Source organism: Streptomyces sp. NPDC056480, from assembly GCF_042795405.1.
GTDB lineage: Bacteria > Actinomycetota > Actinomycetes > Streptomycetales > Streptomycetaceae > Streptomyces.
This window is the reverse complement of sequence record NZ_JBHTSA010000014.1, coordinates 85,472-107,679: the sequence shown is the minus strand read 5'-3', so window position 1 is coordinate 107,679 and position 22,208 is coordinate 85,472. Positions and strand designations below refer to the sequence as shown.

General features: G+C 73.1%; 20 protein-coding genes. 5 read left to right on the top strand and 15 right to left on the bottom strand.

Annotated features, from left to right (window positions below; translation table 11 throughout):
* Positions 1-161: 161 nt before the first annotated feature.
* From ACFQ79_RS09665 to ACFQ79_RS09625, 9 genes are all read right to left on the bottom strand, one after another.
* Complete coding sequence (locus tag ACFQ79_RS09665; protein ID WP_383580773.1) at positions 162-569, bottom strand: RidA family protein; 408 nt, start codon at positions 567-569, stop codon at positions 162-164.
* A gap of 62 nt (positions 570-631) precedes the next feature.
* On the bottom strand, positions 632-2,095 hold the full coding sequence (locus tag ACFQ79_RS09660; RefSeq protein WP_383580771.1) for an NAD(P)/FAD-dependent oxidoreductase: 1,464 nt from the start codon (positions 2,093-2,095) through the stop codon (positions 632-634).
* Positions 2,096-2,200: 105 nt separating this feature from the next.
* Entirely contained in the window at positions 2,201-2,950 is a 750-nt protein-coding gene (locus ACFQ79_RS09655; protein WP_383580769.1) for a methyltransferase, read from the bottom strand.
* An 87-nt stretch (positions 2,951-3,037) separates the two neighbouring features.
* Entirely contained in the window at positions 3,038-4,327 is a 1,290-nt protein-coding gene (locus ACFQ79_RS09650; protein ID WP_383580767.1) for a Cmx/CmrA family chloramphenicol efflux MFS transporter, read from the bottom strand.
* A gap of 316 nt (positions 4,328-4,643) precedes the next feature.
* Entirely contained in the window at positions 4,644-5,162 is a 519-nt protein-coding gene (locus tag ACFQ79_RS09645) for a group II truncated hemoglobin (RefSeq protein ID WP_383580764.1), read from the bottom strand.
* Between the two features lie 147 nt (positions 5,163-5,309).
* Positions 5,310-6,182, bottom strand: coding sequence for a BTAD domain-containing putative transcriptional regulator (locus ACFQ79_RS09640; RefSeq protein WP_383580762.1), 873 nt, complete (start codon positions 6,180-6,182; stop codon positions 5,310-5,312).
* A gap of 313 nt (positions 6,183-6,495) precedes the next feature.
* Positions 6,496-7,614: a class I SAM-dependent methyltransferase gene (locus ACFQ79_RS09635; protein WP_383580761.1), complete on the bottom strand. Its 1,119-nt coding sequence runs from the start codon at positions 7,612-7,614 to the stop codon at positions 6,496-6,498.
* Positions 7,611-8,468: a thioesterase II family protein gene (locus ACFQ79_RS09630; RefSeq protein ID WP_383580759.1), complete on the bottom strand. Its 858-nt coding sequence runs from the start codon at positions 8,466-8,468 to the stop codon at positions 7,611-7,613. Before ACFQ79_RS09630 ends, ACFQ79_RS09635 begins: the two co-directional genes overlap by 4 nt.
* A complete protein-coding gene (locus ACFQ79_RS09625) occupies positions 8,465-8,998 on the bottom strand; it encodes a hypothetical protein (RefSeq protein ID WP_383580757.1) in 534 nt (177 codons plus the stop codon). The genes ACFQ79_RS09630 and ACFQ79_RS09625 overlap by 4 nt, the downstream gene beginning before the upstream one ends.
* A 472-nt stretch (positions 8,999-9,470) precedes the next feature.
* Between ACFQ79_RS09625 and ACFQ79_RS09620 the strand changes: the two genes are divergently transcribed.
* Positions 9,471-12,707, top strand: a complete 3,237-nt coding sequence (locus ACFQ79_RS09620) for a BREX system ATP-binding domain-containing protein (RefSeq protein ID WP_383580755.1) — start codon at positions 9,471-9,473, stop codon at positions 12,705-12,707.
* 75 nt (positions 12,708-12,782) lie between these two features.
* On the opposite strand, the gene ACFQ79_RS09615 is transcribed toward ACFQ79_RS09620, so the two are convergent.
* Together ACFQ79_RS09615 and ACFQ79_RS09610 are read right to left on the bottom strand one after the other, a co-directional pair.
* Positions 12,783-13,469, bottom strand: coding sequence for a response regulator (locus ACFQ79_RS09615; RefSeq protein ID WP_383580753.1), 687 nt, complete (start codon positions 13,467-13,469; stop codon positions 12,783-12,785).
* The gene (locus ACFQ79_RS09610) at positions 13,466-14,416 is read right to left on the bottom strand and encodes a histidine kinase (RefSeq protein ID WP_383580751.1); all 951 of its coding nucleotides are present in this window, start codon (positions 14,414-14,416) and stop codon (positions 13,466-13,468) included. Before ACFQ79_RS09610 ends, ACFQ79_RS09615 begins: the two co-directional genes overlap by 4 nt.
* Before the next feature lie 213 nt (positions 14,417-14,629).
* Here ACFQ79_RS09610 and ACFQ79_RS09605 point away from each other — a divergent pair, with 213 nt between their 5' ends.
* Both ACFQ79_RS09605 and ACFQ79_RS09600 read left to right on the top strand, forming a co-directional pair.
* Positions 14,630-15,100, top strand: coding sequence for a cation:proton antiporter regulatory subunit (locus ACFQ79_RS09605; protein ID WP_383580749.1), 471 nt, complete (start codon positions 14,630-14,632; stop codon positions 15,098-15,100).
* A 7-nt stretch (positions 15,101-15,107) separates the two neighbouring features.
* Positions 15,108-16,364: a cation:proton antiporter gene (locus ACFQ79_RS09600; RefSeq protein WP_383580747.1), complete on the top strand. Its 1,257-nt coding sequence runs from the start codon at positions 15,108-15,110 to the stop codon at positions 16,362-16,364.
* Between the two features lie 212 nt (positions 16,365-16,576).
* Here ACFQ79_RS09600 and ACFQ79_RS09595 read toward each other — a convergent pair whose 3' ends face one another.
* Both ACFQ79_RS09595 and ACFQ79_RS09590 read right to left on the bottom strand, forming a co-directional pair.
* Entirely contained in the window at positions 16,577-18,007 is a 1,431-nt protein-coding gene (locus ACFQ79_RS09595) for a flotillin family protein (RefSeq protein WP_383580745.1), read from the bottom strand.
* Between the two features lie 113 nt (positions 18,008-18,120).
* On the bottom strand, positions 18,121-18,615 hold the full coding sequence (locus ACFQ79_RS09590) for a hypothetical protein (RefSeq protein ID WP_383580743.1): 495 nt from the start codon (positions 18,613-18,615) through the stop codon (positions 18,121-18,123).
* Positions 18,616-18,771: 156 nt separating this feature from the next.
* On the opposite strand from ACFQ79_RS09590, the gene ACFQ79_RS09585 reads away from it, so the two are divergent.
* Positions 18,772-19,176 carry a BlaI/MecI/CopY family transcriptional regulator gene (locus tag ACFQ79_RS09585; protein ID WP_383580740.1) on the top strand — a complete coding sequence of 135 codons (405 nt, stop codon included), beginning with the start codon at positions 18,772-18,774 and terminating at the stop codon, positions 19,174-19,176.
* A 5-nt stretch (positions 19,177-19,181) separates the two neighbouring features.
* Entirely contained in the window at positions 19,182-20,168 is a 987-nt protein-coding gene (locus tag ACFQ79_RS09580; RefSeq protein WP_383580738.1) for a M56 family metallopeptidase, read from the top strand.
* 48 nt (positions 20,169-20,216) lie between these two features.
* Here ACFQ79_RS09580 and ACFQ79_RS09575 read toward each other — a convergent pair whose 3' ends face one another.
* Positions 20,217-20,672, bottom strand: a complete 456-nt coding sequence (locus ACFQ79_RS09575; protein ID WP_030322780.1) for a tellurite resistance TerB family protein — start codon at positions 20,670-20,672, stop codon at positions 20,217-20,219.
* 74 nt (positions 20,673-20,746) lie between these two features.
* The gene (locus tag ACFQ79_RS09570) at positions 20,747-21,994 is read right to left on the bottom strand and encodes an SLC13 family permease (protein WP_383580736.1); all 1,248 of its coding nucleotides are present in this window, start codon (positions 21,992-21,994) and stop codon (positions 20,747-20,749) included.
* Positions 21,995-22,208: the final 214 nt, after the last annotated feature.

Genomic DNA, 22,208 nt, shown 5'->3' with positions numbered 1-22,208 from the left:
GCCGGATCCGGCGGGGCCCTGCTGCGCGTCGTGCGAGGTTCCTCGTGTGCCGTGTGCCGTGTGCCGTGTGCCGTGTGCCGTGTGCCGTGTGCCGTGCGTTGTGCGTCGTGCGCGCGTCGTGCGAAGTGCGAACTGCGGGGCGGGGCCCGGCGTGGGGGCGGCTACTCCGCGATCGCCGTGGCCTCGATCTCGATCAGGAAGTCGGGCTCGGCGAGGGTGGCGACCCCGACCAGGGTGGTCGGCCGGACGACGTCGGCACCGAGCTTGGCGGCCGCGCGCTCGGCGCCCGCCGTGACCGCCTCCCATTTGTCGAGCGACCAGTCCACCGCGTAGATGGTCAGCTTCACCACGTCGTCGAAGGAGGCGCCGGCCGCGGCGAGACCGGTGGCGATGTTGAGGTAGACCTGCTCGGTCTGGGCCGCCAGGTCGCCCATGCCGACCGGTTCGCCGTCGGCGGTACGCGGGGTCTGCCCGCTCAGGAAGATGACGCGGCTTCCGGTGCCGACCGCCAGCTGCCGCCAGCCGTAGGGCTTGGTCAGTCCGGGCGGGTCGATGTTCTCGACAGCCATGGGGGTGTCCTTTCTGGAGGGAGGGGCCGGTCGCGGTGGTGCCGCGCCTGGGGGACGGTCGGTCAGCTGTATTCGCGGCAGGTCGCGTAGTACTTGCGCAGCAGGCTGACCAGCTCGGGGTCGAAGCGGGAGGCGAAGAGCAGCTCGGCCGGCGGGGTGAACTCGGGGTCGAGCTCGTCGGCCCAGGCGAGGGTGGCCGGACGCAGGTCCATCTCGATCCACTGGTGCCATTCGACGGGGATCGTCCAGTCCTGCTCGTAGCCGATGCCCATCTGGTGGTCGATGAGAAGGTCGACGATCTCCTCGCGGGTCCCGGTCCGGTGGGGCTGGCGCAGCGGCGCGAACCGGTCCAGGTCGGCCTGGGGCTCCTCGCCGAGGATGCGGGCGGCGAAGTCCTGGGCGAGCAGCGGCGACAGGTGCAGTCCGTCGCGGTAGGTGCCGGTCATGATCGTCAGGCCCTGCATGCCGCCGTCGCCGAGCAGCGGGAAGCCGTCCATGGAGACGGGGCGGTTGCCGACCTGGACCTTGGTGACCTCGCTGTTCCAGAGGTTGCGGCGGACCTGGCGGTGGGCGCACTGGAGCAGGAAGACCAGGTCGCGCATCTCGGCGGTGTCGCGCGGCTCGACGGCGATGACGTTGGTCGCCCCGACGTAGACATGGCCGTCGCCTCGGGGCACCACGTGCAGACCGCACGCGAAGGAACGGTTCGGCGTACGGATGACGCTGTCCGGGCTCGTGCCGTCCTGGGTCTTGATGAGCGAGGAGACTCCATAGCCGCTGACCAGCCGGGGGATGCGGGGGCCGACGGGCAGACTGTCGAGGAGTTCCTGGGTGCGGGCGCCGGCGGCCAGGGTGACGTGGTCGGCGGAGATCGTACGGCCGGAGGCGAGCAGGACTCCGGTGACCCGCTCGCCCTGGTACTCGACCCGCGTGGCGAACTCGGGAACGAGGGTGACACCGGCCTGGACGGCGGCCGATTCGAGCCGCTCCAGGAGGGCGGCGGCGTTGACCGCGTGTTCGCCGGGTATGTGGAAGGCCTTCAGGGGGCGGGAGATGGGCTCGGCGTCCACCCAGTCGAGGTCGGTGGGCTCCACGTCCTCGAACGGCTCTTCGTAGCGGGTGAGTTCGGCGCGGATGGCGTTGTAGTTGGCGTCGTCGATCTCGGCGGTGCCGATGGTGTTGAGGACGACGGTGGTGCCCTGGGCGGTCCTGATCGGCGCGCCCTCCGTCTGCTCCTCCAGCTCCTCCAGCCACGGTCCCCACAACTCGGTCGCCTTGATGCCGAGTTCGAGCTTGTGACGGCCGTGCTCGGTGGCGAGGAGCGAGGTGGTGACCTCGCCGAAACAGCCGAGCATGGCGCCGGCCGCGGCCGATCCCGCCCAGGGCCGGTGGGGCTGGCCGAGCACGGCGACGCGCTGGCCGCGTCGCGCCAGGACCCAGGCGAGCGACAGTCCCAGGACTCCGTTTCCGGCGATGACGGTGTCGTAGCCGGTACCGTCCGCGTCTGCGTTCCTGTTGGCGTTCATCAATGTCCAATCTCCCGGAGCGCGGTCAGGTCGCCCCGATGGGTGTGGGTGGGTCGATGGCGTCGGAACTGCTGGTGCGAGTGATGCGAGAGGTGCGCGGGAAGGTCAGCGGCGCCGGAACTCGTAGAGGGTGAAGTCCATGTGGACGATGCCGCGTTCGTCGGTGTGCGCCTTGACCACGGGGGAGTCGCCGAATTCGGCGGCGGGGAGTTCGACGGACTCGGTGCGGAGCCGCTTGCCCTCGAAACCGGCCTCGTCGGCGGCGCGCAGCATCTTGAACGGGTTGCCCATGGCCTCGCTGGTGCCGAGGTAGACGCGACCGTCGGTGGCCAGATGGCGCACCACATCGCGGAAGAATCGGTTCACCAGGCCGTACCCGGGGTCGAAGACCGCGCGCTCGATGTGCCCGGCGTACGGGCGGTCGGCGGGAGCCTCGATGAACGGGGTGTTCCAGAACACCGTGTCGAGCTGCTCCTCGGGATCGAGGGCGTCGAAGAGGTCGCTGGTCAGCGCGGTGAACCGGTCCGCGACTCCATGCCGCTCGGCGTTGCGCAGGGCGTTCCGCACGGCGGCCGGGTTGATGTCGGTGGCGAGCACCCGCGACGCCCCGTGCTGCGCGGCGAGCACGGCGGCGACGCCGGCGCCGCAGCCCAGCTCCAGGAAGCGATCACCCCGCTGGTACGGCACCCAGGAGGCGAACAGACCGGGGCCGGGGTCCGTGTAGGGCGGGAACACCTCGGGCAGCAGGTCCCATTCCCTGCCGAGCAGCGAGAAGGTCGACTGCGTCGGGCGGTCGGGGCTCTGGATCTGTGACACGACCCAGGTGCCGAGTTCGTAGCCCAGCTCGTTGTCCATGAGGTCCTCCCTGTGGGGGAGCCGGCGGAGAGTCCCGGGGGGAGGAGCTCTCCGCGGCTACCGGTGGTGGTGTGTCATGACGGTGGATCAGTTGTCCGTGACCGCCTGCGCGTTCGTGGTGACGTTCGCGTTCGCGTGGCCGCTCGCCGCGCCGCCCGCGGGCCCGGCGCCGCGGGCGGCCCGGTTGCGGGCCATCGTGCGCTCGACCAGTACGACCGGGATGGTGAGGACGGCGAGTCCCGCGCCCAGCCAGGGGATCGAGGTGAGACCGGCACCGGCACCGAGCGCCACGCCCGCGAGGACGGGGACCACGCTGATGCCGAGCTGGAACATGGAGACGGCGGTGGCGCCGGCGAGCGTCGGCGCGCCCGACGCCACGGTGAACACCCGCCCGTAGACGGCCGGGTTGAGCACGAAGCCGGCGATGCCCAGGAGCAGGACCAGCGGGACGACGGCCACGGCGTAGTCGGCGAGGAGCGCGAGCAGCACGGAGCAGACGAGGATCCCGCCGGCCCCGATGAGCAGGGCGTGGTGGGGGCGCCCGTCGGCGATCCGGCCGCCGATCGAGAGGCCGATGAAGGCCCCGATGCCGAAGAGGACGAGGATGGCGGGCACCCACACGGAGTCGACACCGGTGACGTCCGTGAGGAAGGCCGCGAGGTAGTTGTACGAGATCATGTACGCGGCGGTGCTGAGCAGGGTCGCGGCGTACACCACCCACAGCTGCGGCTGCCGCATCGTCTGCAACTCGCGCTTCACGCTGGGCTCCTGCGCCGCCTTGGTGGCGGGCACGGCGACGATCGTGGCGATCGCGCTCAGCACGGTGAGCGCGACGACCGCCCAGAAGCCGCCCTGCCAGCCGGTGAAGTGGCTGAGGAAGGCGCCGGCCGGACCGCCCGCGACCATCGCGATGCTGAGGCCGCTGACCACCACGCCGGAGGCCCGGGCAGTGCGGTCGGGGGTGACCAGGGAGATCGCGGTGACCGCGGCGACCGCCCAGAACCCGGCGTACGCCAGGCCGATCAGGAAGCGGGTGACGAGCAGCACGGTGAAGTCGTCGGTCAGCAGACCGACGGCCACCCCGGCGGCGAACACGGCCTGCGAGATCACCAGGGTCGTACGGCGGGGCCAGCGCAGGGTCAGCACCGCGAGCGGCGGGCCGCCGATCACCACGCCGATGGCGAAGGCCGAGATGAGGGCACCGGCGGACGACAGGGAGATGTCGAGGTCGTCGGCGATGTCCGGGAGGACGCCGGCGAGCAGGAACTCGGCGCTGCCCATCGCGAACAGGCTGAACGCGAGCAGATAGACGGCGAGCGGCAGCCTGCCGTTGGCCTTCGGGGCGGCGGCCTCCTGCGGTTCGGTCTGGACGCTCATCGGTGGCCACCTCCCGGCTGCGTGACGGTGAGGCACGGGGTCGGGGTGACGGGCGGGACGGCGGTGGGGCGCGGGGTGGCGGCGGGGTGCGGGGGGACGCGTCGCACAGCCCCGGGGGTGGCCAAACGCATGAGCGGACTCCTCGTTCTGACGGTTCGGGCATACGGATCAGGGCGGGTGCGCGCCGGTCTGCCGGCCTCGGCGGTCCGCCGGATCGTGGTGATCACCAGTGACGCCCATGCTGGAACCGGGCTCCGCGGAAGGACAACATTTGTTGCCGATACCGGGACGCGGAGGGGCCCCGACGGCCGGTGGATCACTCCTCACCGGGCACGCCCTCGCCCCAGCCCCACTTCTTGATGGTGGTACGACGGGAGGGGCCGACGTCCGGCTGGGAGTTGGCCATCGCGCGGCGCGAGCCGAACTCGATGTAGCCGACGAAGGCGGAGCGGAACTCGGCGTCCTCGGGCAGCCCGACCTCGTCCATCGCCGTCAGCATCAGCTCCACCCAGCGGGCCCGCTGCTCGGGCTTGATGGCCCGGCCCCGGTGGCGGGAGACCATGCGGGGGTAGCCGCCGTGCTGCTCGGTGTAGTGCGTGGGCCCGCCGAGCACCTCGCCGAGGAAGGTCGCGACGTGCTGGGGGTGGTCGTCGTCCATGTGCGCGAAGAGCGGGGCGAGGAGCTCGTCCTTGCGGACGCGGGCGTAGAACGCCTCGGTGAGACGCTCCAGCGCCTCGCTGCCGCCGATCCATTCGTAGAGGGTGGGTACCTGGTTCGGGTGCTCGGCCTCGTCCTGCGCCGGGGCCTGCGCCGGGTCCTGGTGCTGGTCCGTCACTGTGTCGCCTCTCTCGGGTGTCTCGTGCGGTGGGGGTCGAGGTGCGCTGGGGGCTGTGAGTGGGGCTGTGGCTGTGGCTGTGGCTGTGGTTGGGGCTGGGGATGGGGCTGGGGATGGGGATGGGGTACGGGAGGGCGGGGGCGGGGATCAGGCCGCGTAGAGGTCGAAGGTCGGGGTCGGCCGGCCGCCGTGGGCGGGGGTGTCCAGGCGCGGATCGACCGAGAGCATCGCCTGGTGCAGCCGCTGGAGTTGCGGGGCGGGCTCAAGACCGAGCTCCTCGACGAGCCGGCGTCTGAGGCCGCGGAAGAGCTGGAGGCCCTCGGACTGCCGGCCGGCGCGGTAGAACGCCACCATCGCCTGGGCGTGCAGCCGTTCGTTGGCGGGGTGGAGGCGGGTCAGCTCGACGAGTTCGGCGAGGAGTTCGCCGTGCAGACCGAGGCGCAGTTCGGCGTCGAGCCGGCGTTCGGTGGCGAGCAGCCGGCTCTCCTCCAGGCGCGCCGCGTGGATCCGCAGCGCCGCCCCGGCCCGTACGTCCACCAGGGCCGGTCCCTTCCACAGGGCGAGGGCCTCGCGGAGCAGCCGGGCGGCGAGGGCGCTGTCGCCGTCGGCGAAGGCGGTGTGTCCGGCCTGCGCCGCGTGCTGGAAGGCGAAGGCGTCGACGTGCTCGTCGGAGATCCGCAGGAGGTAGCCGTCGTGACCGGTGGCCAGCAGATCCCGGGCCCGGGCCGGACCGGTGGCGCCGGTCAGCCCGGCCGCGGCGGCCGTTCCCTCCGACCCGTACGCCCCGCCCAGGGCGGCTGCCAGCGCCCGGCGCAGCCGCAGGATGTAGGTCTGGAGGGTGCTGTGCGCGCTGCACGGCGGCAGCGGGCCCCAGAGTTCCTCCTTGAGCGTGGCCACCGGGACGGGCCGGCCCGGGTGGAGCGCGAGGAGCGCGAGGATCTGTCGCGTCTTCGCCGCACTCGGGACGACCGGGACTCCGTCCGTCTCGGCGTGCAGGGGGCCAAGAATCCGTATCTTCACGTGTCCTCCGTCCATCGCCGAGTGCCGTCCGGATCGGTCCTTTTCCGAAGCGGCTGTTCTGGGAGGAACGTAGGAGTGCGGGGGCGAGGGCCTCAATACGGTGGGACCGTAGGGCTGACCGAAGAATCTGCGGAGGACGCGTCCCTACGGTTACGGGTCACGGATTCGGGGCATGCCGAAGCCCCCGAGGGCGAGCGGGACGCGCTTCGGGGGCATTACGGGAACCGCAGGACTGCTAATCTCCTTAGTTAATTCGTTCGTCTTTCCTTTTCGGGTCCGCTTTTCGCCAAGGTGACAAATTCACCGGCCGGATTCAGGCGGACACGAGGGGGCTGCACAACCGCGCGGTGTGCACCGTGACGGCGGTCAGGTAGAAGGCGTCGGGGCGCCAGAGCACGCCCGTGCAGGCGTCCCCGTCGAGGAGCTGTTCCACGGTGAGCCGGTCCACCAGGTCGAGGCGCTCGCCGACGTCGGAGAGCAGCCCGTGCAGCCGGGTGTGGAGATGCCGGCGCACCGGCACGTCGAGCGGGGCCGGGAACTCGATGAGGAACGTACGGGTCCCGGCGGGCACGAGCCCGGCCGAGGCCAGCAGACAGGGCCAGTCCTCGACCACGGAGGTGGCGCCGGGGAGCCGGGACCGCCGGGCGGTGACCTGCTCTTCGACGGCGGCGTCCAGGCGTGCCTGGAGCCCGGGCCGGCCGATGCCGATGTCCCGGGGCAGGAAGCGCGGCGGCAGCCCCCGCTCGGCGACGGCGAGCAGCCCGCCGGGCCGCAGCGCGGAGGCCAGGCTCCGCAGGGCGGCCTGCTGGTCGCCGAGGTGGCGGCAGACGTTCCCGGTCCAGATCAGGTCGACGGGGCCCGACCGGGCGAACTCCTCGGGCCGTTCGGCCCGCTGCGTGGTGATCCGGTCGGCGAGCCCGTGCTCGGCGGCCCGTGCCTCGGCCCGGTCGAGCAGGGCCGCCGACCGGTCCACGGCCAGGACGTGGGCCTCCGGGAAGGCGTCGGCGAGGGCGCGGGAGGCCACGCCCGGGCCGCTGCCGACGTCGAGGATCCGCCGGACGGCCGCCGTGGCCCGGTCCGCGGGGCCGAACAGTCCGTGCAGCCAGCGGGCCGCCTCGGCGAGGAAGCCGGCGTGCAGTTCTGCCTCCTGCTCGGCCGGATGCCCGGCGTGCTCCTCCGCGTCGTACGCGAGTCCCGGACCGCCCGCGGGATCGCCCGCGGTGCCGACCGCGGGTCCGCCTGCGGCTCCGCCCGCGCGCTCGCGCCGGTGTCCGCCTGCGGGTCCGCGTTCGTGCCGGCTTTCGTGTCCGCCTGCGGGTCCGCCCCCGTGTCCGACTGTGGGTCCGCCTTCGTGCTCGCCTTCGAGCCCGGCCCCGTCCGCGGAGCCGAGGGCGTCACCGGCGAGGCCTCCGGTGCCATGCGTGGGTGTCATACGGTCACCTCCGCCGGCCAGGATGGGGACGCCGGGGACACCGGACAACTCTTGTTGCCGGTTCCGGGACCGACCGCGGGACCGTACGGACGGGAACCGGCAGGTACGCCGGAAAGTCCGCCGCCGGCGGCGCGCGACGCGCGGACCCGGGGGCGCATCAGGTCCCGGCTGAAGGTGTCGAGCAGCTCCCACCGGGCGGTGAGCGGGAAGTAGTGGTCGCCGGGGATCGTGTCCACCCGCAGGGACCGCCGGGTGCACCGGCGCCACCCGGCCAGATCGGCCCCGCCGACACTCCGGTCCTCGCTGCCGCCCATGGCGGTGACCGGGCAGTGCACGACATGACGGGGGTCGCGCCGGTACGACTCCAGGACGGCGAGGTCGGCACGGAGCGCGGGCAGCACCCGGGGCGCCCGCGACGGGTCGAGGGCGCCCGGGGGGATCCGGCCCCGCCGGCCGAGCCGCCGCAGCAGCTCGGCGTCCGGCAGCTGGGAGACGGCGTGCTCCGGGGCGCGCCGGTAGGGGACGCCGGACCCGGAGACGTACAGCCGCTCGGCCACCGCGTCGTACTCCCACTCCAGACGGGCGGCGATCTCGTACGCGAGGAGGGCGCCGAAGCCGTGCCCGTAGAGGGCGAACGGACGGTCGCGCATGCGGGCCACGTACGGGAGGATCTCGGCGAGCAGCGGTTCGAGCCGGCCGCAGGGGCGGCCGCGCGGATGGCGGCCGCGGCCGGGCAGTTCGACGGGGGTGACGACCACCGAGGTCCCGAGGGCCTCGGCCCAGGGCAGGTAGACGCCCGCCGAGGCGCCCTCGAAGGGGAGGCAGAACAGCCGCACCGAGGTGTCGCCGGTCATCGGGCCACCGGTCCCCGGGTCCGTAGGCCGGCGAGCGGGCCGCCCGGCGAAGCCGCCCCCGGCAGTGCCGCGACCGGCGTGCCGCGGGGGATTCCGCCGCGCAGCAGGACCGCGTACGCGTCCGCGGCCTCCTCGAGGATCCGGAGCCCCGCCCGCCGGTCCATCAGCTCCCGCGCGAACCGCCAGGCGAAGGTCCAGTCGCGGTCGGAGCGCCGGATGAGGGTGGCGCACATCAACGGGGCACGGTCGAGGGGGAGTCCGGCGGCGGACTCCCCGGCCAGGCGTTCGGCGAGCCGGGCGTCCTGCACCTCGGCCCGGGTGGCCCGCCAGTCCACGACCTGCAGCCGGAAGCGGGCCTCGGGCCGCAGCGTGCGGCGCAGCAGGCCGTCCGGCCCGCGGTGGAGCGCGGTGCGGGACAGGGGGGTGCCGTCCAGGACGGACTGCCAGGCCTGCTCGTACACGTACGGCACGACTCCGCGCAGGGACATGACGAACTGTTCGGTGCGGAGCTCCTCGCTGATCGCGGACACGCGGTACCGCTCCCTCCATCAGATTCACGCCAATTGGCCGGTGGTGAACTCACGGATCGGGGGCAACCGCTTTCCGGGCCGTTCACTGGTCACCGCCGCACATCGGTGCCGACCGTACCCGTGCGGTCCCCATTCACCTCAATACGGGGGCACCGAAGCAATGGCCGAAGGAATACGTTCGGAATCCGTGCGGTGAGCTCCGCTGTACAAATATCGCGGCCCCCGTGTTAGCGTCGGGATCCTCGGAGGTGTGGGCCGTTCACCGGTGTTCGGGGGATCGGCGTGGAGGACTTCGACCGGCTCTCCACGTCGTCTGAAGAAGGCATTTCCAGCATGACGGCGACGGTTCGGGCCATGACCTGAAAAGGGCCTTGACGGCGCCGGCTCCAACAGCTTTTCCGCATGGCCTCCCCCTGCCGAAGTGGCGACCTCGTCCGAGTCATTCCACTGTTCGGCAGGGAGGTGTGGGGCGGTGCCCAAGGAGCTGTTCGGCAGGAGCGAGGAATCGAAGACCATCACCGAGATATTGGACGCCGCGAGAGCGGGTGCGGGCGCCGTCGCCCTCGTGGAGGGCATCATCGGCACCGGCAAGACCTCGCTGCTGCGCTGGGCCGAGGAGACGGCCCGCGACCGGGGCATGATCGTCCTCTCCGCCACCGCCTCGCCGGCCGAGCAGCGCTTCCCCCTCGGGGTCGTGCACCAGTTGCTCGGGACGCTGCCGGAGACCGCGGACGGCTGGGACCGCACCTTCGCCACCTACGGCGCTCCGCACGGCGGCGGCCGGACCGAGCCCGACTACCCGCTCCTGGCGGAGCTGTGCGCGAGCGTCGGCCGGGCCGCGCGGCGCACCCCGATCCTGCTGACCGTCGACAGCGTCCAGCACGTCGACTGCCCGTCGCTGCTGTGGCTCGGCTTCCTGAGCCGCCGTCTGGAGAACCTCCCCGTCGTCCTGCTGGCCACCAAGCGCTGTGGCGAACCGGCCAGCGACCAGCACCTTCTGGTCGAGTTCATGGAGGGGCTGCGCCCCGACCGCCACATCCATCTGAGCGACCTCAGCCCGAGCGCGGCGCTCGATCTGGCCACGTCGCTGTGCGGCCACGGCCACGGTCACGAGGCCGTGGACGCGCTGGTCGCCGGGACCGGAGGGAACCCGTACCTGCTGACCGAGCAGATACGGACGGGCCCGACGGGCCGCTCCGGCCCCCTCGTCCCCGCGGGCACGGGCCGCATCGGAGGGCCGCCGGGGCTCCCTGGTCTGCCCGGTCTGCCCGGTCTGCCGGAGCTGCCGGGGCGGTCCGGTCATGCGGCGTCTCCCGGGCATGCCGCGTCTCCCGGGTACGCCGCGTCGCCGGGGCATCCCGGGTCCTCGCGTCACCTCGCCCGTCCCGCGGACTCCACCGGCGCGCACGCCGGCCGGGCGCCGGGCGAGCCGTCCGACGAGCGACTGGGGCTCCAGGCCGTCAAGGAGCGCATCCTGTGCATGCTCAGGCGGATCGACCCGCACGGCCTGGACATCGCCCGCGCCGCCAGCATCCTGTGCGGTCCGGTGGACGCCGCCCTCCTCGCCGACCTCTGCGGCGTCCCCACCGAAGACGCGTGTCGATGTATCAGCAGACTCACGGAATCCGGACTGCTCTGTCCCCATGACATGAAGTTCCGCCACCCGCTCCTCGCGGGGCTGCTCTACCAGGACATCCCGTGCGCCGAGCGCGCCGAACTGCACCGCCTCGCCGCCCGCAGGATGCGGCACCGCGGCGATCCGAGCGAGGACGTCGCCGCCCATCTGCTGCGCTCCCACCGGCTGGACGAACCCTGGATGGCGCAACTCCTCATGGAGGTCGCCCAGGGCGTGGTCGAGCACGACCCGGCGGGCGCCCGCCGGCTGATCGAGAAGGCCGTCCTGCACGGGGTGCCCGAGGGCCACGAGGACCGGGCGGAAGCCCTGCGGATCCAGGCCCTCAGCGGCCTCGACCTGCCCGCCGCGGCACGCGCCCTGACCGCGCACACCGCCACCGTCACCGCACCCGCCGAAAGGTTCCGGCACGCGCTGCGGCTCTCCGAACTCCGGCTGCGCCTGGACGACACCGCGGGCGCGCTGGAGATCCTGGAGGAGGCCCGGCGTGAGACGGCGGGCACCCTCGACCCGACCGCCGCGGCGCGGCTGCGCGAGGCGATGGCGCAGGTACGGTTCCACGACGGCGGCCGCTCCGAGGGCGACGGCCACGGGGCTGGAGGGCGTGGCGACGGGGCCGGAGGGCGTGGCGACGGGGGCCACGGCGGTGCAGTCCGCGGTGCCGGCGGACCCGGCGACGGCGAGCCCGGCGAGGGCGGCCGCAGTGCCGGCGGACACGGCGAGGGCGGCCACGGTGACGGCGGACACGGTGACGCCGGCACTCCTGACGACGAGGGCCGGCACTCCCGCCACGGGCGTCACCCCGGTGAGGAGGACCGGCTGTTGCGGGTCCTGCTCCTGCGGACGGCCACCGGCGACTCGGCGGCCGCGGCGCGGCGGATCGCCGACCGGCTGCTGTCCGTCCCGCGCGCCCCCTACGGCTCCGCCCGCTGGTACCAGGCGCTGCTCGCCCAACTGTGGTCGGGCGACGCGGAGGAGGCCCGGCGGCACATCGACACCGAGGTCGGACTCGCCCGCGCCGACGGCGGTACGACCCGGATCGCCGAGGCGCTGGCCGTACGCGGGCTGGTGCAGCTGCACCGCGGGCAGCTCGTCCGGGCCGAGGACGACGCCCGCGAGGCGCTCGACCTGCTCACCCGGATCCGCGCCGGCCGCTTCCACGTGGGGCCGCTCGCCCGCAGCGTGCTCATCGACGTCGCCATGGAACGGGACGACATCGCCGCGGCAGGAGCCCTCCTCGACGACGCCCCGCCGCTGCCCGGCGACCGGCCGGTCACCTGGTGGCGGCTGCACCTCCTGCACAGCGCGGGGCGGGCCCTCGGCCGGCTCGGCGAGGCGCGGCGCGGTCTGGTGCTGCTCGCCCACTGCGAGGAGGAGCTGGCCCGGCGCGGGATCGTCAACCCGGCGATCCTGCCCTGGCGTTCCACCCGTGCCGGGCTCCAGCTGGCCCGGCGCAACGTGGCCGCGGCCCGCCGTGCCGCCCAGGAGGAGACGGTGCTCGCCCACCGCTGGGGTGCCCCGTTCGCGCTGGGCCGGGCCCTGGTCGCCGAGGCGGCGGCGAGTCCGGGCCGCGAGGCGCTGCGGCTCGCGGACCGGGCCGTGGAGCTCCTCGAACCCACCCCGGCGCCCCTGCTGTTCGCCCACGCCCTGTACGCGGCGGGGCGCGCCCACCGGCAGAGCGGCACGCCCCGCCGGTCCCGCGAACTGCTCCACCGTGCCAACGAGGTCGGCATCTCGCTCGGCGCCGACGGTCTGGTGGAGGCGGTGCGGCGGGAGCTGCGGGACGCGGGCGGCCGCCCCGACCCGCGCAAGGACTCGACGGAGTCGCTGCTCACCCCCACGGAGCGGCAGGTATCCGAACTGGCCGCGCGCGGCCTGAGCAACCGCGACATCGCGCGGCAGCTCCAGGTGAGCCTGCGGAACGTCGAGTCCCATCTCACCCACTCGTACCGGAAGTTACGCATCAGCGGCCGGCACGAGCTGGCCCGCTTCTTCCCCGCCGACGAACCCCCGGACCCGGCACCCGTCCTCCTCTACCAGCACCGGACCGCCCTCACCCCGACCGCCAATCCCTAGAGACCCGGCCCCTGGAATCGCTCGGCTCCCGGGAACCCCGGCCCCTGGAGCCCGCGGCCCCTTGGACACCCCGCCCTAAGGCTCGATCAGGCCCACCCGGATCGCGTACCGGGTCAGCTCCAGGCGGTCCCGCATGCCGAGCTTCTGGAGGAGGTTGGCGCGGTGGCGTTCCACCGTCTTGGGGCTGATGACGAGGAGGTCGCCGATCTCCTTGGAGCTGTGGCCCTCCGCGACCAGCTTGAGGATCTCCTCCTCGCGCTCCGTGACGGCCTTGTCCGGCAGGGGTCTGCCCTGCTCGGCGCGGTCGAGGTAGGTGCGGATCAGGGCCGTCTCGGCGCCGGGGTAGATGAAGGGCTCGTCGCGGACCGCCGCCCGGCAGGCCTCCACCAGGTCGCGGTCCGCCACCGACTTCAGGACGTAGCCGCTCGCACCGGCCTTCAGGGCCTCGAAGAAGTACTGCTCGTTGTCGTACATCGTGAGGATCAGGATCCTCAGTTCCGGCTGGAGGCGGCTGAGTTCGCGGGCCGCCTGGAGGCCGGTCATCCGGGGCATCGAGATGTCCAGGACGGCCAGGTCGACGGTCTCGGAGCGGGCCAGGGCCACCGCCTCCGCGCCGTCCGCCGCCTCCGCGACGACCGTCAGGTCCGGCTCCGCGTCCAGGATCAGACGCACTCCGCCGCGGACCAGCGCGTGGTCGTCCGCGAGGAGGATCCGGGTGGGGGACGGGGCTGCCGGGGCCGCGGGGGGTGGGAGGTCCGTCATGGCATCGCCTTACCGCTCGGAGTGCTCAAGTGGACTTCCGTACCGCCGTGTTCGCCCTCGCGGATCGTCAGGTCCGCACCGATCAGCAGGGCCCGCTCCCGCATGCCGCTGAGGCCCGCGCCGTCCGGCGCCGCGCCGATTCCCCTGCCGTCGTCCTCGACCAGGAGGCCGACCCCGCCGTGGGGCAGCCGGCGCAGACGCAGGTCGACCCGGGTCGCGCCCGCGTGGCGGGCCGTGTTGGTGAGGCCCTCCTGCGCCACGCGGTAGAGCACCAGCTCCGTCGCGTGGTCGAGCTTCGGGAGCCCGGACTCGATGTGCGCCCGTACCGTCAGGCCCGGCGTCGAGAACTCCGAGGCCAGCGATCTGAGCGCGCTGTGCAGCCCCAGCTCCTCCAGCACCCCGGGGCGCAGCCGGCGCGCGATGCGGCGGATCTCGTCCAGGCTCGTCCGGGTCGTCTCCTGCGCCTGGTGGAGTTCGCCGCGCAGCTCCTCCGGAGCGTGGTTCGCGGCGTGCTTCAGCTGGAGCAGTACCGCCGTGAGGGTCTGCCCCACCTCGTCGTGCAGCTCCTGAGCGATCCGCCGCCGCTCCTCCTCCTGCGCCGAGAGGACCCGGGCGGTGCTCACGGCCCGCTCCGCCTCCAGCCGGTCGAGCATCGTGTTGAACGTACGCGTCAGGTCGGCGAGCTCACCGCGCCCCGCCACCGCCGCCCGCCGCCCCGGCCTCAGCAGGTCCGCGGTCCGCATCGCCCGGGTCAGGCGCTGGAGCGGCGCCAGACCGAGCCGCAGCAGGAACGCGTTCGCGAGGAGCATCGCGACGAGGCCCGCCACGAGCACGATCGCCTCGCCCATGAGGACGGGTGTGGAGACGGTGACCGGGCCCAGCAACAGCAGTACGGCCACGACCAGCACCGAGGCGTCGAGGAGGAAGATGCGCCAGTACAGCGACACGTTCGCCACTCTCTCCCTTTGCCTGCTCCGAGCCTCTGACCTGCGGCGGGATCCATGTCCCCGCCTCATCCTGACCAGTTTCCTGCGGCTTGTCCATCCGTGCCGACACCCATGTTCCGGGCCTCCCGGCGGGTGGCACCATGGCCCCCGACCACCGACCTGATCACCCTCTGACATGACAACGGAAGGGACGGGCCCTTGCCTGCTCCGCGGATGAGAACGACACCCCTGCCCGGCATAGGCGTCCAGTACGACCTCACCACCCGGGAGCACCGCCAGCTGTCGGTCATCGCGCACCGCGACGGAACCCGGACCGTGAACGTCTACCGGGGCGACGACCCCGACGCCTGCGCGCAGTCGCTCCACCTCACCGAGGCCGAGACCGCCTCGCTGATCGACGCGCTGCTCCCCGCGCACCACAGCCCCAACGTCCTGCACACCACCGACCTGGGGCTCGTCGCCGAACGCATCGAGCTGTCCGCGCACTCGTACTGGAACGGGCGACTGCTCGGCGAGACGCGGATGCGCACCGACGCCGGCGCCTCCATCGTCGCCGTACTGCGCCGCTCCGGGGCCGTACCGTCCCCGACGCCCGCCTTCCGCTTCGCCGGCGGCGACACCCTCATCGTCATCGGCACCCGCGAGGGCGTCGACGCGGCCGCCACGATCCTCGGTCGGGAGTGAGGGCGGCGTGCACTCCGCGGTCTTCCTGATCGAATTCGGCGCCATCATCCTCGGTCTCGGCCTGCTCGGCCGACTGGCCGGCCGGTTCAGCTTCTCCCCGATACCCCTGTACCTCCTCGCCGGGCTCGCCTTCGGCAAGGGCGGCCTGCTGCCGCTCGGCACCAGCGAGGAGTTCGTCGCCATCGGCGCCGAGATCGGGGTGATACTCCTGCTCCTGATGCTCGGCCTCGAGTACACGGCGAGCGATCTCGTCTCCAACCTCAAGACCCAGTACCCGGCCGGGCTCGTCGACTTCGCCCTCAACGCCCTGCCGGGTGCCGCCGCCGCGCTGCTCCTCGGCTGGGGGCCGGTCGCCGCCGTCGTCCTGGCGGGCGTCACCTGGATCTCGTCGTCCGGCGTCATCGCCAAGGTCCTCGGGGACCTCGGACGCCTCGGCAACCGCGAGACACCGGTCATCCTCAGCATCCTGGTCCTCGAAGACCTCGCCATGGCCGTCTACCTGCCCATCATCACGGCCCTGCTCGCCGGGGTGGGCCTGGCGGCCGGGAGTGCCACGCTCGCCATCGCCCTGGGGGTGGCCGGTGCCGTGCTCTTCGTCGCCGTCCGCTACGGACGTCTGATCTCGCGGTTCGTGTCCAGCGACGACCCGGAGAAGCTGCTGCTCGTCGTCCTCGGCCTGACGCTGCTCGTCGCCGGAGTGGCCCAGCAGCTCCAGGTCTCCGCGGCCGTCGGCGCGTTCCTCGTCGGCATCGCCCTCTCCGGGGAGGTCGCCGACGGAGCCCACGCCCTGCTGAGCCCCCTGCGCGACCTCTTCGCCGCGGTGTTCTTCGTCTTCTTCGGACTGCACACCGACCCCGCCAGCATCCCGCCGGTGCTCCTCCCGGCGTTCGCCCTGGCCGTCGTCACCGCGCTGACCAAGATCGCCACCGGTCACTGGGCCGCGCGGCGCGCCGGCATCGGGGCCAAGGGGCGCTGGCGGGCGGGCGGCACGCTGGTGGCGCGCGGCGAGTTCTCCATCGTCATCGCGGGCCTCGCCGTCACCGCCGGGGTGCAGCCCCAGCTCGGGCCCTTCGCCACGGCGTACGTGCTCATCCTCGTGGTGATCGGGCCGCTCACCGCCCGCTACACGGAACCGATCGCCGCGTACCTCCTCCGACGACGACGGAGGCCGTCGGCCGCGGAGGGTGTGGCCGTGCGGGAGCCGGAGACGGGACCCGAGCCCGTACGCGTACCCGAGCCCGGGTCCGCCTCCGACCGCGTGTGAACGCGGGAGGCCCGTCTCGGCCGGTCGATTCGGCTGCGCCGGCTGTGGCAGGTGCGACCATGGTGAGCGTCGTGACGACTGTGACCGTCGTGACGGATGTGGCCGCTGAGTCGGCCCGGACCGCTCAGCCCGCCCGGTCCGCTGAACCTGCCCTGACCGCTCGCCCGCCCGGACCGCTGAACCTGCACTGACCACTCCCCCGCCCGGACCGCTCAGCCGGCGATCTCGATCGATTCGCCCTGCGGCGCGGTCCGCTCCACCGGCTGACTCCCCGGCTGCTTCCGCGTGATGCCCTGGAGCAGCTGCGCGAGGTCCACCCCGGTCGTGGACGACAGGAGTTCCATGCCCTGGGCGACGTTGTCCGCGACCGTACGGGACAACTGACCCGCCCCGTCCGTGGAGATGACCGTCATCTTCTCGACGGCCGACAGCGGCTCGGACGCCTTGGCCACGACCTGGGGCAGGACCTCGACGAGCATCTGGAGGACGGCCGCGTCCCCGTACCGGGAGTAGGCGTCGGCCTTCTTCCGCATGGCCTCGGCCTCGGCGGAGCCCTTCGCGGCGATCGCCGCGGCCTGGGCCTCGCCCTCGATCCGCACGGCGTCGGCGAGGGCCGCGCGGTGGGCCTTCTCGCCCTCACCGGTGAGCCTGGCGCGCTGGGCGTCCGCCTCCGCCTCCTTGACCAGGGCGATACGGCGGGCCTCGGCCTCCTGCTCGGCCTGGTAGCGGGCGGCGTCGGCGGGCTTGCGGACCTGGGTGTCGAGCTGGCGGTCGGTCAGCTCGGCCTGGCGCGCGGCGACCTTCTCCTGCTCGGTCAGGATGTCCTGCCGGCGGGCGGCCTCGGCGAGCGGGCCCGCGGCGTTCGCCTGGGCGGCGGCCTCGTCGGTCTGGGCCTTGATCTCGGCCTGCTTCAGGTAGAGGGTCCGCTGCGCGATGGCGATCTCCTCCTCCGCCTTCAGCCTCGCCTGTTCGGCGGCGCGCCGCGCGACGGCCTCGGCGATGTCCGCCTCCTGCTTGGCACGGGCCGCTTCGGGGCGGCCGAGGTCCTCCAGGTACGAGCCCTCGGTGGTGATGTCCTGGATCTGGAAGGCGTCGAGGACCAGGCCCTGGCCGGAGAGGCTGGCTTCCGCCTCCTCGGCGACCTGACCGGCGAACGCGGCCCGGTCCCGGATGATGTCCTCGACCGACATCCGGCCCACGATGGACCGCAGGGCGCCCGACAGCACCTCCTGGGTGAAGCCGACGATGCCGTCCTGCTGCATCAGGAACCGCTGCGCGGCCGCGCGGATCGAGTCCTCGGTGCCGCCGACCTTGACGATCGCGACGCCCTCGAGATGGGCCTTCACGCCGCGCAGGGTGACCGCGCCGCGCACCGCGACCGGGATGTGCCGGCTGGACAGGTCGAGCGTGAACTTCTGCTGCACGAACGGGACGACGAACACACCGCCACCGACCACGACCTTCTGGCCGCTGTTGTCGGTGAACACCCGCCCCGTGGCCGGGTCGGTGGCCTTCTTGCCGCGCCGGCCGGTGATGATGAACGCCTCGCTGGGGCCGGCCACCTTGTAGCGCGTGACGACGACGAGGCCGAGCAGGACGACGAGGACGACTATTCCCACGACAGCGGTCAGGACAGGGCTCATGCAGAATTCCCTTCGAATGAAGTCGGTGAAACGAGTGAAGTGAATGACATGGAGGAGGGAATGAACTCGAGGAGAGGGGCCGTGAATCAGGGCGGCGGTGCGGGACGCGGAGGTCAGCGCTCCACGGGGCGGACCGTGACCGATGTCGCCGACAGCACCGACTCCACCCACACCTCGGCGCCCCGCTCGACCGGCGCGGCCGCCTTCGCCGCGTACTTCACCGGCTGGCCCGCCAGATACAGCAGCACCTCGCCGTAGCCCCCGGCCGGAATCGCCGTGACCACCGCCCCCGACGTGCCCGTCAGGTCCTCGCCCCGCGGTGCGGGCGCGCCGCCGTCCCGGAGCAGCGCCCGGCTGAACCGCCAGGTCGCCCAGCCCACCAGGGCGCCCGCGGCGATGCCCGTGAGGGTCGCGGCGACCGCCCCGGCACCGGCCGCGCCCGTCGCGATCGCGCCCGTGAATCCGAGCGCCGACACGAATCCGGCGATGACCGGGAGCGAGAGGAATCCGTCGAGGCCGCCGCCGATGCCTTCCAGGAAGCCGTCGAAGAGGAGGGAGAGCGCCAGAACGATCAGCCCTGCGATACCGAATCCCAGAAACCATTCCACGCGCCGATCCCCCTTGTTTCCTCGCGATCCTCCGCTATTCCTGAATTGTTCCATGTAAGGAGCGCGTAGGACATGGGTGGCAGCACCCATTGATTCCCGGGAGCGGCCCGGCCGTTCAGTACGATGGGCTGCTGTTCTTCGGTGGAGGAGGGTGTCGTGACGGACCGGAGCGAGGGCGGAGCGGAGCCCTCCGCGCGCAGACGCGGGCAGGGCGAACTGGAGTCCCAGGTGCTCGCCGCGCTGCGTGAGGCGTCCGAGCCCGTGCCCGTGGCGTGGGTACGGGAACGCCTCGGCGGCGGCCTCGCCTACACCACCGTCATCACCATCCTCACCCGCCTCCGGGCGAAGGGTGCTGTCGAGCGTGAGCGCGCCGGCCGTTCCTTCCGGTGGACGGCGGTCGCCGACGAGGCCGGGCTCGCCGCGCTGCGGATGCGGAAGGTGCTCGACGCGGAGGCGGACCGCCAGGCGGTCCTCGCCAGCTTCGTCACCGGCCTCTCGCCGAACGAGGAACGACTCCTTCGTGAACTGCTCTCCAAGGCCGCAGAGGAGGAGGAAGGCTAGCCGCCATGGGAGTCTTCGTCTTCCTTCCCCTGGTCCTTCCGCTCACCGCCTGGCCGGTCGCCCGCCTCGCCGAGCAGCGGCTCCACCCCCGTACCGCGACGCGGCTGCTGGCCGCCGTCGCAGGCGTCTCCGCCGTGTGCAGCACGCTCTGCCTCGGCCTGCTCATGATCGTGGGCACCGCGCAACTCCCCGGCAACCCGCTCCCCGACAGCTGGTCGGACCCCGATGTGCGCGCCGCCCTCCCGTACGACGAGATCGCCGGCCGCGCGGCCATCCCGGCGCTGCTCGCCGTCCTCGTCTCGTGCGGTGCGGCGGCCTGGCGCCAGATGCGGGTACGGCGCCGGGCCGTGGCGGCGCTCGGCGGGCTGCCGCCGAAGCCCGTCGCCGTGCTGCCGGACCGCACGCCGTACGCGTACGCGGTGCCCGGCGGCCCGGTCCGGGGCGGGACGCGGGGTCATGGCCGCCGCAAGACGCGGTGCCACGGCCGGGTCGTGGTCAGCACCGGGATGCTCGCGGGCCTCGCCCCCGCCGAGCGACGGGCGCTCTTCGCCCACGAGCGCGCCCATCTGGCCGGGCGTCACCACCGGCACCTCCTGGCGGTGCATCTCGCGGCGCGCGCCAACCCGTTCCTGCGGCCGCTGCGTACCGCCGTCTCCTACACCGCCGAGCGCTGGGCCGACGAGGAGGCGGCCGCCGAGGTCGGCAGCCGCCGCTCCGTCGCCCGCGCGATCGGCAAGGCGGCCCTCCTCGCGCCCCGGGCCCCGGCCGCCGCCCTGCCCGCCCTGACGGGCGGGGACGCCGGCCCGGTGCCCCGACGGGTCGCGGCCCTGATGCGCCCGGCTCCGGCGGGCCGCGCCTGGCCGCCCGTCGGCACGGCCGTGGGCCTCGCCGCCTGGTGCGCCGCCTTCGGCGCGACCGTGTCGGCGCTGTCCTCGGCGAACTCGGCGGTCACGCTCTTCCTGGTGCTGCGCGGGGCCGCCTCGCCGATGTAGCCGCGCGACCGCCTCCAACGCCCGTCCGGCGGATCGCGGTCGGACCCCCTAGAGGTCGAACTCGTGCGGCGGCAGATCCAGCGTGAAACAGGCCTCGCGGACCACGGCCTGCTCCGTCTTGTCGAAGTCGCCGTCGGCGCCGCCGATGACGATGCCGATCTGGATGACGGCGCGTGCCTCGGCCGGCTTCTTCTTCGCCTTGGCGATCTCCTGGAGCACGCTCACCTTGCCGAAGTCGAAGTCGGCCGTCAGCTTGTTCAGGTTGTCGTCGAAGCGGCGCTGAAGGTCGAGCGCGTCGAAGTTCTGCAGCACCTCGTTGGTCGAGATGAGCTGGGCGACCCTGCGGCGCTCGGCGGGGTCGATGGTCCCGTCGGCGGCGGCGACCAGCGCGCACATGGCCATGCTCGCGTCCCGGAACGCACCGCTCTTCAGATCGTTCTTCTTCGCCACCAGCTGGGTCTGCATCGTCGATGCGGATTCCTTGATGCGGTCCCACAGGGCCATGAGCACTCCCGACGTCGATTACTTCTACGGTCTTGTAGAAACGTAGCAGTGGGGCGTGGAGTTCCCGGGGACCGTCAGACGCCGAGGAGCTGGAGCGAGGCCCACAGCGCCACCGTCGAGGCGGTGAGGGCGGCCGGGACCGTCAGCAGACCGAGACGGGTGAACTCCCCGAGCCCGACGGGGTGGTCGTGCTCGTGGGCGATGCGGCGCCAGAGAAGGGTGGCGAGGGAGCCGGCGTAGGTGAGGTTGGGGCCGATGTTCACCCCCAGCAGGACGGCGAGCACCGCGCCGGGGCCCGAGGCCGCCGCGAGCGGGACCAGGGCGAGGGTCGCCGGGAGGTTGTTGATGAGGTTCGCCAGGACCGCGGCCACGGCGGCGAAGCCGAGCAGGGCCGGCAGGGACGTGCCCTCGGGCAGGACGTGGGTGAGGGCGGTGCCGAGCCCGTTCTCGACGACGGCCCGCACGACGATCCCCAGCGCAAGGACGAACGCGAGGAACGGCAGCGCCGCCGAGCCCACGAGCGCGCGTGGAGTGGTGCTGCGGCGCGCCAGCGCCCGTACGGCGAGCACGGCGGCGCCCGCCGCGGCCGCCCACGCCGGGTCCACGCCGGTCGCCGAGGCGAGAGCGAAACCGCCCAGGGTTCCGGCCACGGTGAGCAGGGCGAAGAGGGGGACGGCCACGGGCGCCGGGGGGTCGGTGGGGGTGGCGGGGGCGGCCAGGTCGCGCGCGAAGAAGCGGCGGAAGACGCCGTACTCGACGGCGATCGCGGTGAGCCAGGGGAGCAGCATCAGCAGTGCGAAGCGCGTGAAACCGAGCCCGGTGGCCGTGAACGCGAGCAGGTTCGTGAGGTTCGAGACCGGCAGGAGCAGCGAGGCCGTGTTGGACAGATGGGCGCTCGCGTAGGCGTGGGGCCCGGGCCGGGCTCCCATCCGGCCGGCCGTCGCGAAGACCACCGGGGTGAGCAGGACGACCGTCGCGTCGAGGCTCAGGACGGCGGTGATCAGCGAGGCGAGGGCGAAGACGGCGCCGAGCAGTCGCTGCGGCCGCCGCCGGGACCAGCGGGCCATCCAGGTGCCGCAGGCGTGGAAGAGTCCCTCGTCGTCGCAGAGCTTGGCGAGGACGAGGACCGCCGCCAGGAATCCGATCACCGGTCCGAGGCGCTCCGCCTCCTCGCGTACGGCCTCGGGGGTGACCGCGCCCACGGCGAGCACGGCGCCGGCGGCGGGTACGGCGAAGACCGCCTCGGGCAGGCGGAACGGGCGGACGACGGCGCAGATCAGCACCACGGCCAGGGCGAGCACGGAAACGGACGGAGCGAGCATGCGTTCGATGATCCGGGTCCGCCTGAGCGACGTCGCAGGGGGGTGCTCGGTGGGTCGCTCCGCCCCGAGATGCCGCCCCGTACGTCCGCCCCCGTACGCCCTCGTCGTACGCCCTCGTCGTACTTCCTCGACGTACGCCCTCGTCGTACTTCCCGGGTCCCGGAGAAACGTGACATTGTACGATGCACCCCCGTGACAGCTCGGAGGACGCACG